Consider the following 16,340-nt stretch of genomic DNA (forward strand, 5'->3'; position numbering starts at 1 on the left):
CTGAACATCATTTTCTTTTCTATGAGATTTTTATTACTGAGTTTCAAAATGTTTGTCAATAGATAATTTTAGCGGCTGAAAGTTCAGCTTATGAAGTCAAGAATGTCGACGGCACAGTTGAGAACCCGGTGGGCGCCGGACGCGGCCAGAGCGTCGGCGGACGAGTTTCCCGTCAGAACGCCGATCGTGTAGGTCCCCACCCTGCGGCCCAGGCCTATGTCCAGGGGATGATCCCCGACCATGACCGCCCGGTCCGGTGCCGTATCCAGAAGGCGAAGGGTTCTCAGAAGATGATCCGGGTGAGGCTTGACCTTTTCGGTGTGGTCCCTGCTGAGAAGAACATCGCAATAGTCTTCAATCTGCGGGAAAACGAGGGTCAGGGCGGCATGGCAGTTTCTGGTGATGATTCCGATTGAACGGCCCTGTTTTTTCAATGTAGACAGAAGAGACAGCGTTCCGCTCAGTAAAACGCTTCTGCGGGCGGCCTCCAGTTCAATCTCCTCGATCAGGTGATGCGCCTCCCGGTAAAAGACCGCGGACCTGGACGGGGCTTCCCTGGAAATCTCTTCCCGGACCGCATCGATCAACTCCAGGATCAGCAGGTTCCCCAGGGATTCATGTGCGACTCCGTACCCCTTTGCAAGGGAAATGATGCTTTCTTTCATGAACGTAAAGTCGATGTTCAGCTCGGCAAGCGTCCCGTCAAAATCGAAAACAAAGGCTTTAAACATGTTCATCTTCTTTGTGTTCCTCTGGAAATTGCAGAGAAATTCCCTTCTGCAAAAAAAAGACCCCGTTTCCCCTGGTCGGGATGAACGCCCCTCCGCTATTCCCTGGTATTCCCCTTCAGGTAGTTAGGCGGAAAGATTTTGCTGACGTACCTGGTGTTTTCATGGAACATGGGCAGGGGTGACTCGAACACGATACGCAAAAAGTTCGTAACGATATTGAAGGTGGCTCCCCATAGAATTTCTTCCGTATCATCCTCCTGCCTGAGGATCAGGCAGGGAAAATAGTCTGGATATTCATCGCTTTTCTGCCATGAACGATCGGACTGGAAGTAAAAACGGCCGTAATTGCCTGGATTGAAGAAGGCATTTAACGGTATTTCTATGATCTTTTCAACTTCGGAGTTGGATTTGTATTGCCAGGAATGTTTTATAAGTCCGACCACGGGGAAAATGGTCCTTCGGAAAAGACGCAGGGAATAGGTCGGCAACGCACCCAGAAAGGAGACATTGAAAGGGCTCAAACCGATCTCCTCCCAGGACTCCCTGGCCGCATTGGCCAGAAACAGGCGTATCGCACGAAATGTGCGCTTGTCTCTCCGGCGAGCGAACTTCAAAGCCTCTCCCCTTAGCATAGGAGGAACTCCCACTGTGAGAAAACAGCTGACCAGGGAATCGAACAGGGGGTTCAACATTCCTCCGGGACAGCTGATATCTCCCGATTGCGACACCGTTGAAGAACGTTTGATCAGAACGATGAGGGGTTCCGCATCCTCTGCCCGTTCGGGCCCGCCCCGGTACTCGAGGAGGAGAAACACGCCGGCGGCGAGATGCTTCTTGTGCTCCTTCCAGGTCTTCTTGATATATGAAAATTGATCTGCGTAATCCAGGGGGGCATTTCCCAGCTTCTCTTCGATGCGGCAACGAAGGGAAGCCCGCTGCTGCAAAAGAGCGGGAGCGATTTCATTTCTGACAGCATTCATGTTGTTTCCGTGATGCGGGGGATCTTGAAAAAGGCGCTCTGTCCGGCAGACGACCTGCACGCCCCCGGCGATGCAGGGCTGTTGACGACTGCGGCGGTCCTGTCTTGTCTTGTTGAGCGTCGATGATCCGGAAAGGATATGGATCATAAAAAAACCCGGTTTTCCGACCGGGTTTTTTTGTTTTGGTGGCGGTGCAGGGATTCGGACCCCGGACACTGCGGATATGAGCCGCATGCTCTGACCACCTGAGCTACACCGCCTCGTACTCTCTTAAGGAACCGCTTATAAAATACTCTGCGGATATCCTCTCAAAAAAATGATCTCTCGACTGTATTGTGCCGTTATACTTTGGGAAGAACCTCCATATACTACCTGTTTGCCGTTGTCAACCCCCTTATTGCGGGGTTGATAATTTATAGGCGACCAGGGCGCTTCGATTTTGAACGGAAACCCCCGTGGATAAAACCATGGCTAGAACAATCTCGTTCTGGCCGTCATTGTCGATATCCTTGAAGGCGTAGTCACACACATACCCGTTGATCTTTCTCGTTCTCCAGTTTTCAAGAAGACCGAGACCGTCCCATTCCAGGTTGTAGACTTCACTGGAGGTGAAAAGCTTCATGTTTTGCAAAACCCGGCCGACCGAAGAGAGATTTTTGACCAGGATAATCTCCTTTTTCCCATCCTTGTTGATGTCGTAGGTCAGGATCCGCAGGTTGATGTAGGTCCGTTTCACGTCATCCAGGGGATTCGGGTTGTTGATGTCCTCGACGTAGGTATTGCTTCCACCGAAGACATCGTCGCTCTTCCAAAGCAGCTCGTCGCTTCCTCCGAAAACGTTGAGTTTTGACAGCGGCTTGTCCGTTTGCTGATAGATCCGGATATAGTCGTAGTCGTCAAGGGCAATGATCTTTTCACCCCCACCCATCCCCATATCATCCAGGGTCAATCCATACACCGATAAGCCCTGGGGAATTTTCATCCTGTTTCCCGGTTTGTACTGAGTCCCGTCCCAGATAATATCATGTATGGGCGTATTGAACGTTCCATCCAGACCCCAGGCTTGACCGAGGAGTTGAGGGGAGGAGACGGAAGGCTCGATCACCCTTAAAAACAGCCTCAGATTTTTGGCTATGACTTGATATTTGCCCTCTTTCCATTCAACGACAAAGCTGTTGAGCTGCTTTTCCTTGACGCTGGTCACAAAAATTTCCGCAACGCCGTTCTGATTGATGTCCGCCACGTCCACCGCGATGTAGCTGTCCTGGATGGATCCTGGAATCTTATGGAGAAGATTGAAATCCTTGTCTTTCTTCTGGTAGATATACAGGTTGCTGCGATCAACGACGGCGACCTCCTGCAGTTTATCACCGTTTACGTCTCCAATGGAGATTCCTCGAAATTCAACGGGGTACTTCTGGCTGATCCAGAATCCCTTTCGATCCAGAGGTTGGGCACCTTCGATGAAATCGGGGTTGATAATGGAGGTGAACGTTCCCTTCCTGCTGCTTTTCATGCCGCTGACAATCCCGGACTCACGGTCGCCGCGGAGCTGCCTGGCAGGGGCGGCAGGTGAGGTCGGCGGCGCAGGGGCCGCAACGGCTGGAGGGGAGGAGCCTGAAGGCGCGGCCCCTGAAATCTGCTGCACAATGCGCTGGGCGAAATCGTTAATCCTGGGAATGACTTCATCCATGCCCTGGGTCTGGGCGAAGATACCGACGGAGGATTTGGAGGTGGCGGTATCAACGAGCTTTCCGTCGATGCTCAGACTGTTTCCAATTTTTGTGATGCTTCCCGAGACGACATAATCGGCGTTCAATTTTTTCCCCAGGGCGGTCACATCTGTCAAGGTCAGGTCCTTCCCGGCTTTGTCCTTGATGGCTTCATGGATCAGCTCTTTGCCGAGTACGGTGATTTTCCCATCGGCAGCGATGCGGGACGCCAGCATATCCGAGATGCCCTGCCTTACATAGTCGATGTTATCGGCACTGTGGACGGTAAAGGGCACGACGGCCACCGTTGCTCTATCCTTCGCCCCCAGCGGCAAGGCCATGGCTGTCAAGAAAACAAGTACCAGCAGCTGCAAAATCTTTTTCATGGAAGGAACCTCCACCAGATGGTCATCGCATTGCTATTCAACATACACCACGCTCCTAACATCTTCATCCGGCAGATGCAACAAAATTCAACCCTTATTCCAAGTTCTCACAAAGGCTGAGGGATTTTGAATGCCCATCCACTGCCCCGACACAGGGCTCATTTCCAGCCGGGATCCTTCAGTGTCACATGGCTACAGTGGCGGGCGGCGCCGGTGAAAGAACCGTTTAACGCGGCGAATGAGCAGACGGGCGTTAAAAAAAATCTGTGGATGGCGGGTGCGGAATCTGCCGAGCTGTCGATGGAAAAAAGGGACTTCGGGCGCAAGGATGAGCGAGCCGACAAAGAGAAAGAGGACCCCCTGCAGAATCGGAAGAAAGCAACCCAGAATTCCAAGCAGGATAAAGGACCATCCCAGGGAATGCCGGAGAAATTTTTTTAGAAGCGTTTTGTCCATCAGATCGAGAGGAAGCCGATGTTGTTAACGGTCATGTCCTTAGAGACGAACGGGCGGATTGTAAAGTGCAAACCCCGTCATTTATTATTCGCAAAGAGCCGTTCCTATAATATATTTATTTGGGGATGGATAGTTTTTTAATTCCTTTTTGGATTATTTTAGTTTATGAGAGGGACCGAAATTTTGTTAACATAAAAAAATAAAGACAAGGAGAAGCATATTGATCCCGCGATATTCCAGAGATCGAATGACTGCCATCTGGACACCGGAAAACAGGTACCAGACCTGGCTGGATATTGAAATTCTCGCCTGCGAAGCCATGTCTCAACTGGGCCTGATCCCCCCGGACTCTCTTGAACATATCAAGAGCAGGGCCGCTTTTGATAGTGACAGAATTGACGAGATCGAGAAAACAACGAAGCATGACGTGATCGCCTTTTTGACCTCCGTGACGGAAAAAGTCGGGGAGGATGGCCGGTTTATTCACATGGGAATGACCTCGTCCGACGTCCTGGACACCTCTTTTGCCGTTTTGCTGAAGCAGGCCTCGGATATCCTGATCGAAGATATGGATCAGCTCCTGGAGACTCTCAAGAGGAAGGCCTTCCAGCATAAGGACACCGTCATGATCGGCCGTTCGCACGGCATACACGCCGAGCCGATTACCTTCGGCCTCAAAATGGCGCTCTGGTATGCGGAAATGATCCGCAACCGGGAACGTCTTGTTCGAGCCAGGGAAGCGGTCAGTGCCGGCAAGATATCCGGGGCCGTAGGAACCTTCTCTTTTATCGATCCCGAGGTGGAGGCTTATGTATGCCGTCGCCTCGGGCTGACACCGGCTCCCATCTCTTCACAGATTGTGCAGCGCGACCGGCATGCCGAATTCTTCGCGGTCCTGGCCATCATTGCCTCCTCCATAGACAAATATTCCCAGGAGATTCGTTTGCTTCAGAGGACAGAGGTGCGGGAGGCCGAAGAGTATTTTTCGCCGGGTCAAAAAGGCTCCTCGGCGATGCCCCATAAGCGTAATCCCGTCCTTTCGGAGAATCTCTCCGGTCTGGCGCGTCTGATGCGCTCCTATTCGCTGGCGGCCCTTGAAGATATCCCTCTGTGGCATGAACGTGACATCAGCCATTCCTCCGTGGAGAGGGTGATCGGCCCCGATGCCACCATCCTGATGGACTTCATGCTGGGACGCTTTACGGGTCTGGTGGATAAGCTGGTCGTCTATCCGGAACGGATGCTTGACAACCTGAACAGGACCCATGGCGTGATTTTTTCCCAGATGGTCCTTCTTTCCCTCATTGATAAAGGAATGAGCCGTGAACAGGGCTACGCCCTCGTCCAGAAGAACGCGATGAAGGCCTGGCAGGAAGGGATTTCCTTTCAGCAGCTGCTGATGCAGGACGATGAGGTCCGTTCGTACCTTTCGGAAGGGGAATTGAAGGATGTCTTCCGTATTGAAAACTTCCTGAAGCATGTGGACTTCATTTTCCAGAGGGTTTTTGGTGGGAAGCCGTCGGTTTCCGGCTGAGGCTCAAAAGGAGACGCAGAGCCTTCGATCCCCGGCGGGCAAGGGCAGACGGGTATTGAAAGGGGGCACATTCCTGAAACGAATCAGAGGCTTTTCAAGATCAGATCGGCGATAACCGGACGATGGTCGGATGCCCTTCCGGTTCCGGTCCAGCAGCGCCGCGCTGTGAAACCGGAACTGGCCATGATGTGATCGATCCGCATCCATGAGACGCGAAGCCAGGGGTATCTGTCCTTCAGCAGGAAGTGTCCGTAGGTATAGCCGTAACCCTTTCCCCCTTCGGCAAAGGCATCGTGCAGGCCGGCTTCCCGGAGCGTCGCGCAGACGCGGGACGGATCAGGCGCGTTCAGGTCGCCGGCCAGGATGACCGGTCCCGGTTCGTCCCGGAGGTATTTTGCCACCGCTTCGGCCTGGGCGGTGCGGATCTTTGCGTTGCGGACCAGGGTTGAACCGGCTTCGGGCAGGTCTCCTATTCGTTTCCTCGTTGCCTTGATGGCATTGAGACTCTGCCTGGGCGTCACAAAATGGATGTTGTACAGGGATACAACCCGGGGGCCGAGATAAACGCGGCAGCGAAGGAACTGCTGCTTTCCCCTTCCGGCAAGGGGAAGCTCGATCACCTCCAGGTGGGACAGGGGATGCCTGCTGGCAATAACGTACTGTTCCGAGGTATAAACGTGCCATTTGCGGAAGTAGTTCCCCAGCGGCCCCCGCAGAGAACGGTACGCGTCCTGAAAGAGGACGACATCCGGGCTGCAGCGGGTAATCTCGTCAAGAAGAATGGTGCTCTTTGGAGCCTTGTACTTGATGTTCCAGGTCATGATCCTCAACGTCGCGTCCCCCGGTGCCGGCTCGGGGCGGTCCGGCGACCAGCAGAACCCCATGATGGGGCCAAGGACCCAGAGGATGCACAGGATCGGAATCCATCTCCATGAGCGGTCGACCTTCAAGCTCAACAGGGTCAGCAGGATTCCCGGCACTGTCCAGAAGACCTGGGGAAGATACAGATTCAAGGCGCCAAGCCAGAAGAAGTCCGGACCTTTCCAGTTCAGAAAAGAGATGGCGGCCAGGATCAGCCCATAGATCAAGCTGAGAAAACGCACTACAAAGGCTGCTTTCAAGGGCCCCGCGCCGGGAAAGGCGACGGCCGACCCTGGAAAGCGGGCAATCCAAATGTCCCATCATTTCTGGAATCCTCGGTACGAGATCGGAAAATCATACATCTTTCAATAGCCTGTTGGTCGGAAGCTTTTCAAGGGTCTGACCGAAGAGCTCCATGGTTTCCGACAACCGCATAAATTCGGGTGAATGGATGAAGGGGAGCGTATTGAGACCCCTGCGGTCCAGTGCCTCCAGGACATATAGGACCGTCAGCCTTCTGATGTCAAGAGCCGGCTGATAAGCCTCCTCCCCGTCTGCATCGCCCCCCGATACGGAAACGACGATATGGCCCTGAGCCAGTTCAAAAAGGATGCCGTGAACAAAGCGAATTGGAATTTCGAGCCGTCGCGAGATCTCCGGCGCCGTCAAAGGGGGCCCCCCCGCGGCAAAGTTTTTTACCAGGGAAGAGGCGATCAGAAGAGCGAGAAGGGTTTTGACACGGTGGCTTGCCTGAAGGGCGTCGGACTCGAATTCGTAGGTATCCACATTCTGGCAGGCAAAGGATAGTTCCGCCCCGTAAAGGACAATCAGCCAGCTGAGCTGAAGCCAGATCAGGAAGAGGGGAAAAACGGCAAAGCTTCCGTAAATGGCATTGTATTGAACGACGCCGATCTGAAAGGAGAAATAGACCCACTGGAGCATTTGAAACAGTGTGCCCGCCAAAATGCCTGCCGGCAGGCCTGAAGAAAAGCGGACCTTTGTGTTCGGCATGAAGATGTAGAGAAAGGTGAAAAAGCTCCACAGAAGACCGAAGGGCAGAAGCTTCAGCAGCACGAAGACCAGGGGGCTTAAAAATCCGGGGAACGGGAACGTCTCCAGAATCAGGATTACCTGGGTCGTGATAAACAGGGTCATGCTGCTGGAAAGGATAACGAAGACAGGGCCGATCAGCATGATGGCCAGATAATCGGTGAACATCCGGCTGATGGACCGCCGTTCTTTTATGCCCCAGATGTCGTTAAAGGAGTCTTCAATCTGCTTGAGCATCTTGATGACGGCCCAGAAGAGAACAAGCAGGCCGACCCCGGCGATCAATCCCCCCTTTGTGTTTTCCAGAAGAGAATGAGAAAACTGAATGACGTTGGCGAGGACTTCCTCATGGCCGGCCAGTCTTTCCCGCAATTGAGCCTCCAGCACCTTCTCGAATCCGAACCCCTTGGCGATTCCGAAGGCCATGGCCGCAACAGGGACGATGGAGATCAGGGAATAAAAGGTCAGGGCCGACGCATGGAGGTAGCACTTGTCCTCCAGAAATTCTCGAACGGAGAGCAGCAGGACCCTCAGGAGATTCAGAAAGAAGGATTTTCCCGGGGGAAGGTGGATTCTTCGTATTCTCCAAATATCGCGCCGGATAAACTCGACGCCCCTTAGAAGACGTGTTCCGATAGGTTTCATGAGCTCCTCCCCTAAGACCCGCCCGTTCGAGTCAGATTCCTGCTCTGTTCCGCAGCGACATTTCGTAGGACCGGATCAGTTTCACCGGATCATAGGATTTTTTAGAGGAAGCAAGTCCCGGGACCCCCATGTCACTTTCCTTGTTGATGAACTCAACCCCTCCAAAAAGATGTCGGGCGCATTCCTGATCGAGAAACTGGTAAAGCCCCCTGACGTGCGCATCGGCCTTTTCAACGTTGAGAATCTTCATCGAACCGGTCAGGGTCGTGGCGATTCCAAAGGCGAGGATCTCTCCGTCAATCCGGACGGCGATCCCCTGGGCCTCCAGGAATTCCAGGTACTCCAACAGAATGCGGCTGGCTTGGCTTTCCAGGGCGAGATTGGGGTTCTCTTCCGGATGGCAGCGATTGTTCTCCGCGCACCAGCGCTCCAGAAAAATGAGGGCATCGGGAATATTGGCGGCCGAGAGGGCTTCGACGGCTGCCCGGCCCGTTTCCACGTACATCTTGCGGAATTTCGAGATATGGTTCCGCTTTGACCGGTAACGGTTCCCCCTGAGCTCGACAAGATCCGTTGTCCTGTAGACGTAATCGCTGTAATCCGGCTGTTCTGTCAGGGAAAACCGATCGAACACGGTGGAAGCGCCGAAATGATCCACATAATTTTCAGGAACGAAGCAAAGCGTGGGAATGCAATGGCGCCGGGCGATATCCTCCAGTTCAGGCGGCGTCACGTCCCGGGCGGGGGAAAGGGGCAGCAGCAGGCAATCGCGTTCCGGCTCCCTGAGAAGCATCCCCCCCATTTTCAAGAGGAGAAGATCCTCCTCCAGGAGGTAATGGGTTGGATTGGCCTCGCTGTTCCAGGCGATCAAGGAGGGCAGGGAATAAATCGCCAGGGGAAACCTCAGGGACTCAAAAAACGGCTTCAGACGAGGAAAATCCGCCAGGGAAAGCAGCTTGAACGATTTCGATGACATCATGATTTTTTGAATAGCATGGGGGTTGAGTCCGGTATGGGTTCAAAGCCGAAGGGGGTATAAAAAGAAGACGAATTCCGTTCGGCGATCAGCCCGATCCAGGAGAGGCCCTCTGCCTGAAGGCGGGCCAGGAGCATTTTGACCAGGCAGGTGCCGATCCTGCGATGACGATAATCGGGATGCACCGTCAGGTCCTGAATGTAGGCATCGTTGGCGCGGTCACTGATAGCCCGGCCCATTCCCACCAGGCGCTGACCGTCCATGGCGGCAAGAAAGAAATGGCTTCCCGAGATCATGCGGGCTGCCAGGAGCCGGTTCGGCTCTTCGGGCCACCAGCCGGCGATCCGGTACAGGTCGAGGACCTGATCTAAAAGCTCCGCTTCAGCATTTTCAACGAAGGAATATCGAATCATGAGAGCCGGGCTAAGGCGAATTCGGGGAATTCAGCCTGTTCCTTTCAGCCATAGTCCGTCAACTATAGAAAAGGTCCGCCGGGTAAGTCAAGAATTAATGCCTCCGCGGACCTCTATTTCCTTGACCCTGCGCGGGTTTTTTCCTATAGTCCCAACCCTGCGATCGACCTTAACGGTCGTCATTAAAACACGAAGGAGGTTATTTCGACATGAAGATCATTCTTTTGGGAGCGCCGGGGGCCGGCAAGGGAACGGTGGCCAAACTGTTGACCGATTATGACGGATCCGTTCAGATTTCCACCGGGGATATCCTGCGTGCAGCCGTCAAGGAAGGCACCGATCTGGGACGGGAAGCGAAAGGGTACATGGACCGGGGCGATCTGGTTCCCGATGGGCTCATCATGCAGATGATGGAGGTCCGCCTTCAGCAGCCGGACTGCGAAAAAGGGTTCATCCTGGATGGTTTTCCCCGGACGATACCCCAGGCCGAGGCCCTGAAGTCGCTTCTTGAGAAGCTTCACATCCGTCTGGATTTCGTCGTCAACCTGGAAGTCCCGCGGGACGTGATCCTGGACCGTCTGACGACCCGGAGGACCTGCTCCAATCCGGATTGCCAGGAAATCTACAACATCAAGAGCAACCCCCCTCTGCCCGACGGCACGTGCAAAAAATGCGGAAGCATGACGATCCAGCGGGACGATGAAACGGAGGAGGCCATTCTCAACCGCCTGGAGACCTACAATTTAAAGACAGCCCCCCTGATCGGATTCTACGAGAAAGAAGGACTGCTCAAGACCTTTGCATCCGTCAACAGCGCCGAAACGGTGGAAGCGGTTAAAAAGGCCCTCTGAGTTTTTTACGGAATGTTCCGCCATGATCGACTACAAGAAAGAACTGAACGAAGAACAGTGCCGGGTTGTATTGGAACCGGGAGGCCCCATGCTGGTGATTGCCGGGGCCGGGAGCGGGAAAACCCGGACACTGACCTACCGGGTGGCCCGGCTGATCGAAACCGGGATAAAACCCGAGCGGATTCTCCTCGCCACGTTTACGAACAAGGCCGCCCGCTCCATGCTCAACCGGGTGCGGGAACTCGTTCCCGTCGATCTCAGCCGTCTGCTCGGCGGAACCTTTCATCACAACGGCCACGTCATGCTGCGGGCCCATGCCGAACGGCTGGGCTATTCGCGGAATTTTTCCATTCTGGATACGGAGGATGTTCGGCAGCTGATTTCCACCTGCATCGTCGAGGCGGGCATCGAAACGAAGGGGACGAGTTTCCCCAAGGCCAATGTCCTTTACGGGATGTTGAGTCTGTCCGCCAATACGGCGCTTGATCTTGCCACGATTCTAGAGGAGCGCTATCCCTTTTTCAGTCACCGGAGGGAAGAGATCGGGAAGGTGGCCGCTCTCTACGATCTGCGCAAACGCCAGTCCTCTTTCATGGATTTCGACGATCTCCTCCTCAACTGGCGCCGACTGCTGCTGGAATGTCCCGACGTCCTGGAGCGTTACAGCGAACGGTTTGAGCATCTCCTGGTGGACGAATACCAGGACACCAATCTTCTCCAGGCGGAGATCATGGATCTGCTGGCTTCCCGGCACCGCAACATCATGGTGGTGGGAGACGACTCCCAGAGCATCTACGCCTTCCGGGGAGCCAATTACGCCAATATCATGTCCTTCCCGGAAAAGTATCCGGACTGCCGGATTTTCAAGCTGGAGACCAATTATCGCAGCACCCCGGAAATTCTCCACTTAGCGAACCTCTGCATCGTCAACAACGAAAATCAATTTGCCAAATCCCTGCGCGCCGTCCGCGAAGCCGGTGTGCGGCCTGTGGTCGTCCCCTCCCGGAATGCCCTGCAGCAGGCCGAATTCGTCGCCCAACGGATCCTCGAGCTTCATAGGGACGGCGTTCCCCTTTCGGAAATGGCCGTCCTTTACCGGGCCCATTTCCATGCCATGGATGTTCAGATGGAGCTGACCCGCCGGGGAATCCCCTACGAAATCCGCTCCGGCGTCCGCTTCTTCGAGCAGGCCCATATCAAGGATGTCGTCTCCTATCTGCGGATCCTGGAAAACCCCCGGGATGAACTGGCCTGGAAACGGCTTTTGGGCCTTTACCCGAAGATCGGGAAAAAAACGGCCGAAAAAATCTGGAACTTTCTCGCCGCATCGGACAAACCGCTGGAGGCTGCTTTAACGGAAGGGTTTCTGAAGGCCGCTTCGAAATCGGCCAGGGACGGATTGGTGCGTTTTCAGCAATTAATGGCGGATCTCGGGGGCGAGAATGGGGATGCGTCGTTTCTTCCGGGCCTGGTTGATCGAATTCTGGACAGGGGCTATCGGAAGTATCTGCAGGAAACGTACAGCGACGGAGCTTCACGCGAGGACGATCTGGAACAGCTGGCGGAGTTTGCCGGCAAATTTTCTTCTCTCGGGGATTTCCTGAGCGAACTGTCCCTCCTGACCAACATGGATGCCGACGGGCGGGAGGAAACGGACAGCGGGGAGGCAGCGGAGAACAAGGTCGTTCTGAGCACCATTCACCAGGCCAAGGGACTGGAATGGTCGGTGGTTCTGCTGGTGGGATGCGCCGAGGGCATGATTCCGCTGGATCGGGCGCTGCGGGAGGAGGGCGGCGAAGCGGAAGAGCGGAGGCTGTTCTACGTGGCCGCCACAAGGGCCAAGGATTATCTCTATCTCTGTTATCCCCAGACCGCCTCATCGGGGTGGACCGGGTTTTCCAACCTCAGCCCTTCGCGGTTCATCAGGGAACTGATCCCGTCTTCACGGAAGAAGGAACTCCCCTTTGAACACTGGATTGTCGAGGAGCACTGGTAACCTCCTCTCCGCTTATTCAAATCCCGAATAAAGACGGTTCATCCAGCTAATGAACTTTTAATCTCTTTCTTCCTCCTGCCATGAGCGTGGGACGGTTTCAGCCAGGACCTCAATCGTAGGCACCGGTCTGAGTTTATCCAGTGGAATATACAGACCGCGGATATCGTGGGAGATCACATGGGGACATATCTCCGTGGTCTTGACATCCGCGTGGCCGAGGAGTTCCTGATGAAGCGGATCGTGACGCCGTTTTCCACTATGTGTGCGGCAAAACTGATGCGCAGCGCGTGACATCCCACTTTTTTGACAATCCCGACTTACTCTGCAGCCCGTTTGACGGCTTTCTGCAACGCGGATGGGTTTTATCGCCGAAGTAATGGATATAACGAAGAATCCGTTAACAAGAGGTCTGCTCTGTGCGATATGCATAGTGGTGATATCTGAGGACTTCACAGACTTGGGCCATTAACTTCAGGTTCGGATTTGGGCTTCTTGATAAACTTCGCGCGGCGAAATATGAAGTTCCTTTTATCATCTATGCAGGTTCGCGAGCCCCTCAGTATGTAGCGGATGTGAAACGCCACGGAGCCTTGGGTGCGACCGATAGTCCGCAGGAACTGTTCAACATGGTGTTAGCGGCAGTGGGGTGGAGTGTATCATCTGGAATAGACAATACTTAGCGCCACACCGGTGAGCGGAGTCGTTCGAGAGAGAAAGGGGAGAGATGTGAAGCATGTGATCGCAGCGGTTGTGACGTTCGTTCTGGCAGTGTCGTGTTTCGCGCAGACCGATAGCACCAAGGCGGGTGCGACGGATACAAATGTTGTCGCAGTTGTCCTCGGGAAGAAGATCACCGCAGCGGAAAAGGACAAACTCAACGAACTCATATTTGACTCACTCTTGCAGCAGTTCGCCACGGAGAATAAGATCGAGCCGACAGAGGAAGAACTGGACGCCTTTATTCTGAAGATCGAGGAGAAGGAGAGGCAGCACCAGATCAAGATGGATGCGGACAGGAAGAAGCTGATTGAGGAACTCAAAAGCTCATCCCTGTCAGATCGAGAGCGTGAGCAGAAGGCCTCCCATCTGGAGTCAATTGAAAGCAACCTGAAGGCGATGCAAGAGATGAATGAGCGGACCAAGGGGATGGAAGAAGAGATGCGCCCCATGAAGCGCGAAATAGCACAGCAGATCGTCAAGTTGTGGATGATCAACAAGGCCTTGTACGAAAAGTACGGGGGACGAGTCATCTTTCAGCAGGCTGGTGTCGAGCCACTGGACGCATATCGGGATTTTCTGAAGGAACAGGAGAAGAAGGGTGCATTCCAGATCATCGACAAGCAGTACGAGGCGGGGTTCTGGCGCTACTTCACGAATGACGCCATGCATACCTTCTACGAGAAGGACGACGGAGCCAGGTTAATCAATACCCCTTGGTGGATGATGGACGAACCGCCGGAAGAATAGCGTTGTCGAACCAGTAGGTACGGCTGTCGCTGCACCCCACCGCTCGTTCCCCGCTCTGGGGGCAAAGGGTATCTGGCCTTTTCGTTGGGTTTTAAAGCATGGTTTATCAACCTTCGCACAAGCTTAAATGCTCTTAACTATTTGTTCATTAACAAGAAATGGTGCCATATCGTCGGTCAAGTAGCCAACGCACCCCATCAATTGGCGTAAGGTTCTTAAAAAAGCGTTCGATCAAAGATTGAATCAACTTACTGGTCATTTCCGGAACATTTGCCAATGCCTGTTTCAAATTTATTCAAATCTGATCCAATATCCAATCATAGAAGCCTTCGCGCCAGATGCCCGACAACAAAGCCGGAGATTCCGCAGGCGGCCATGCCCCAAAGCATATCTACAATCGTCATGGAAAGGCGCCAATCTTTCAAGAGAGCGTAATTTGTGAGATCATAAACTCCATATACAACAAGACCAAAAAGGCCCCCCCAGAGGACACCCTCAATACCGGTTCCTGTTCTTGGAATCCTCGGCAGAACGAAAAGGATCAAACCAAGAACAATGAGCATCCAAACAAGGATGCTGGCGGGGATGTTCGGGCTCATGCTTCCTCCCGTCATCCTGGACAAGGGTCCCAATTGCAGCCGGTAAAAATTCTTCATGATCCCTGCAATCCAGATGAGATCAACAACGATGAAAATAAATAGGCTGATGACATAAAGTTTTACATAGGATAACATCGGCATAACCATCCTTTCTTTGAAGTGAGGTCAAATAACCTTTGCCGGCTGAATTGACATAGATTTGCTTCAAATATAAGGTCCTTGATCTGAAGAGTCAACATTCGAGAACCTCAAATCAAACGAACAGGTCGCTTCCTTTTCATGGAGGCGGGAGGGGGATGGTCCGGCAAGAAGATTTATCTGAAAAAACTGAAACAAGAGCAGAAGGAGGAGCTCATTCCGGAGATCTGATGGTAGTGCGATTATTCCCGTTAAAACGTCAAGGACCGTCTGGTCGTTTATTTCAGCGCCGAGAACGTCTTGCCGCTGATCGGAAGTCAGGAGGCCCGTTGATCACCGCTAAGCCAAACGACCTGTTTCGGGATCCTTTAGGAAGGAGGAAAAGAAGAAATGGGGCAGGGAAACCACATCGAATCAGCCCATCTGAGCGCATGAACGTTTCTAATCGAAAAACGGTCTCTGCGGCTGCGATCCTTTTGCAGGCCCTGCTGCTGGCTTCCTGCTTGCTGCCTGTCAGGCCCTTCGATGAACAGAGGTGGTGGGCGCAAGTGGAGTCTGCAGACCCGGCGCTTCTCTATGCCCCGCATCGGGAAGACGGACGCTATTTCAATCCCTGGATGCCCATGGAGAAGGGTTTCCGTGATTTCCTACGCTGGCAGCTCTCCGAAAGGACCCTCTATGCTCCGGAGGAGGAAAAGGAGCTTCTCGATGTTTTATTGGACCTCTCTGATCGGATCCGGTCAACACCGGGCGATTTTATCGCCTGGATCGGTCATTCCTCGTTTCTGATCAGAATCGATGGGGCATACTGGATTACCGATCCGATCTTTTCGGAGCGGGCACTGCTGCCGAAACGGAAAACCCCGCCCGGTCTTTCCCTTGATGTGTTTGCGGCCCTGCCCGGAAAGAAAAACGTGCTGATTTCCCACAGCCATTACGATCATCTCGATTCCGAAAGCATCCGACGTCTCCCCGCCGACACTCGGATCTATGTCCCCCTGGGACTCAAGGCTCTGATGAATGGCCTAGGAAAACAGGACGTGGTGGAAATGGACTGGTGGCAAACGGTTTCCTGCGGCGACCGCTGCCAGGTCGTCTGCCTTCCCGCCCAGCACTGGTCGAGAAGGATCACGCAAAACACTAATACCACCCTATGGGCGAGTTTTCTGCTGGTGAGTTCCGACAGGAAAATCTATTACGGCGGCGACAGCGGATACTTTATCGGCTATCGGGAAATCGGACGCCGCTATCCCGGCATTGATTACGCCCTGTTGCCCGTCAACGCCTATCACCCACGCTGGTTCATGTATTATGCCCATATGGATGCCCGGGAGGCCCTCGATGCATTCCGCGACCTGGAAGCACGTTACTTCATCCCGACCCAATGGGGTACCTTCCGGCTGGGAGACGAACCGGTCGGGCAGGCGCCTTCTGCGCTTTCCAAGGCCGCGCAATTCAGCGACACCGATCCGGCCCGGATCATCGTCATGGGCATCGGCCAGCTTTTGCCTCTAGGCAGTCGAGATCCAAAGTAACGAAGGGCTT

14 protein-coding genes and 1 tRNA gene are annotated in these 16,340 nt (G+C 53.8%); 6 read left to right on the top strand and 9 right to left on the bottom strand.

The features are described 5' to 3' along the window. Positions 1–83: 83 nt before the first annotated feature. From AB3175_RS00815 to AB3175_RS00830, 4 genes are all read right to left on the bottom strand, one after another. Complete coding sequence (locus tag AB3175_RS00815) at positions 84–737, bottom strand: HAD family hydrolase (protein WP_367359043.1); 654 nt, start codon at positions 735–737, stop codon at positions 84–86. An 89-nt stretch (positions 738–826) separates the two neighbouring features. Continuing rightward, a complete protein-coding gene (locus AB3175_RS00820; RefSeq protein ID WP_367359044.1) occupies positions 827–1,711 on the bottom strand; it encodes a CoA pyrophosphatase in 885 nt (294 codons plus the stop codon). 183 nt (positions 1,712–1,894) lie between these two features. Next, a tRNA-Met gene (locus tag AB3175_RS00825) sits at positions 1,895–1,971 on the bottom strand. 134 nt (positions 1,972–2,105) lie between these two features. Then, on the bottom strand, positions 2,106–3,809 hold the full coding sequence (locus AB3175_RS00830) for an FG-GAP-like repeat-containing protein (protein WP_367359045.1): 1,704 nt from the start codon (positions 3,807–3,809) through the stop codon (positions 2,106–2,108). 213 nt (positions 3,810–4,022) lie between these two features. On the opposite strand from AB3175_RS00830, the gene AB3175_RS00835 reads away from it, so the two are divergent. Both AB3175_RS00835 and purB read left to right on the top strand, forming a co-directional pair. Further along, the gene (locus AB3175_RS00835; RefSeq protein ID WP_367359046.1) at positions 4,023–4,250 is read left to right on the top strand and encodes a hypothetical protein; all 228 of its coding nucleotides are present in this window, start codon (positions 4,023–4,025) and stop codon (positions 4,248–4,250) included. 235 nt (positions 4,251–4,485) lie between these two features. After that, entirely contained in the window at positions 4,486–5,799 is a 1,314-nt protein-coding gene (gene purB, locus AB3175_RS00840) for an adenylosuccinate lyase (RefSeq protein ID WP_367359047.1), read from the top strand. 83 nt (positions 5,800–5,882) lie between these two features. Here purB and AB3175_RS00845 read toward each other — a convergent pair whose 3' ends face one another. From AB3175_RS00845 to AB3175_RS00860, 4 genes are all read right to left on the bottom strand, one after another. Further along, positions 5,883–6,902 (bottom strand): endonuclease/exonuclease/phosphatase family protein, encoded by a 1,020-nt coding sequence (locus AB3175_RS00845; protein ID WP_367359048.1) that lies wholly within the window; start codon positions 6,900–6,902, stop codon positions 5,883–5,885. 112 nt (positions 6,903–7,014) lie between these two features. Then, positions 7,015–8,355, bottom strand: coding sequence for a YihY/virulence factor BrkB family protein (locus AB3175_RS00850; RefSeq protein WP_367359049.1), 1,341 nt, complete (start codon positions 8,353–8,355; stop codon positions 7,015–7,017). A gap of 31 nt (positions 8,356–8,386) precedes the next feature. Continuing rightward, positions 8,387–9,334, bottom strand: a complete 948-nt coding sequence (locus AB3175_RS00855; protein WP_367359050.1) for a DUF2156 domain-containing protein — start codon at positions 9,332–9,334, stop codon at positions 8,387–8,389. After that, positions 9,331–9,744 carry a GNAT family N-acetyltransferase gene (locus tag AB3175_RS00860; RefSeq protein WP_367359051.1) on the bottom strand — a complete coding sequence of 138 codons (414 nt, stop codon included), beginning with the start codon at positions 9,742–9,744 and terminating at the stop codon, positions 9,331–9,333. The genes AB3175_RS00855 and AB3175_RS00860 overlap by 4 nt, the downstream gene beginning before the upstream one ends. Positions 9,745–9,953: 209 nt before the next feature. On the opposite strand from AB3175_RS00860, the gene AB3175_RS00865 reads away from it, so the two are divergent. The 3 genes from AB3175_RS00865 to AB3175_RS00875 all read left to right on the top strand — a co-directional run bounded on the left by AB3175_RS00865 (position 9,954) and on the right by AB3175_RS00875 (position 14,058). Then, positions 9,954–10,595, top strand: coding sequence for an adenylate kinase (locus AB3175_RS00865; protein WP_367359052.1), 642 nt, complete (start codon positions 9,954–9,956; stop codon positions 10,593–10,595). Between the two features lie 22 nt (positions 10,596–10,617). After that, the gene (locus AB3175_RS00870; protein ID WP_367359053.1) at positions 10,618–12,591 is read left to right on the top strand and encodes an ATP-dependent helicase; all 1,974 of its coding nucleotides are present in this window, start codon (positions 10,618–10,620) and stop codon (positions 12,589–12,591) included. Positions 12,592–13,317: 726 nt separating this feature from the next. Then, positions 13,318–14,058 carry a hypothetical protein gene (locus AB3175_RS00875; protein ID WP_367359054.1) on the top strand — a complete coding sequence of 247 codons (741 nt, stop codon included), beginning with the start codon at positions 13,318–13,320 and terminating at the stop codon, positions 14,056–14,058. Between the two features lie 317 nt (positions 14,059–14,375). Here the strand turns inward: AB3175_RS00875 and AB3175_RS00880 are convergent, their stop codons facing one another. Further along, positions 14,376–14,792 (bottom strand): DUF2177 family protein, encoded by a 417-nt coding sequence (locus tag AB3175_RS00880; RefSeq protein ID WP_367359055.1) that lies wholly within the window; start codon positions 14,790–14,792, stop codon positions 14,376–14,378. Positions 14,793–15,226: 434 nt separating this feature from the next. Here AB3175_RS00880 and AB3175_RS00885 point away from each other — a divergent pair, with 434 nt between their 5' ends. Continuing rightward, the gene (locus AB3175_RS00885; protein ID WP_367359056.1) at positions 15,227–16,330 is read left to right on the top strand and encodes an MBL fold metallo-hydrolase; all 1,104 of its coding nucleotides are present in this window, start codon (positions 15,227–15,229) and stop codon (positions 16,328–16,330) included. Positions 16,331–16,340 lie beyond the last annotated feature (10 nt).

Source organism: Syntrophus sp. (in: bacteria), from assembly GCF_040768185.1.
GTDB lineage: Bacteria > Desulfobacterota > Syntrophia > Syntrophales > Syntrophaceae > Syntrophus > Syntrophus buswellii.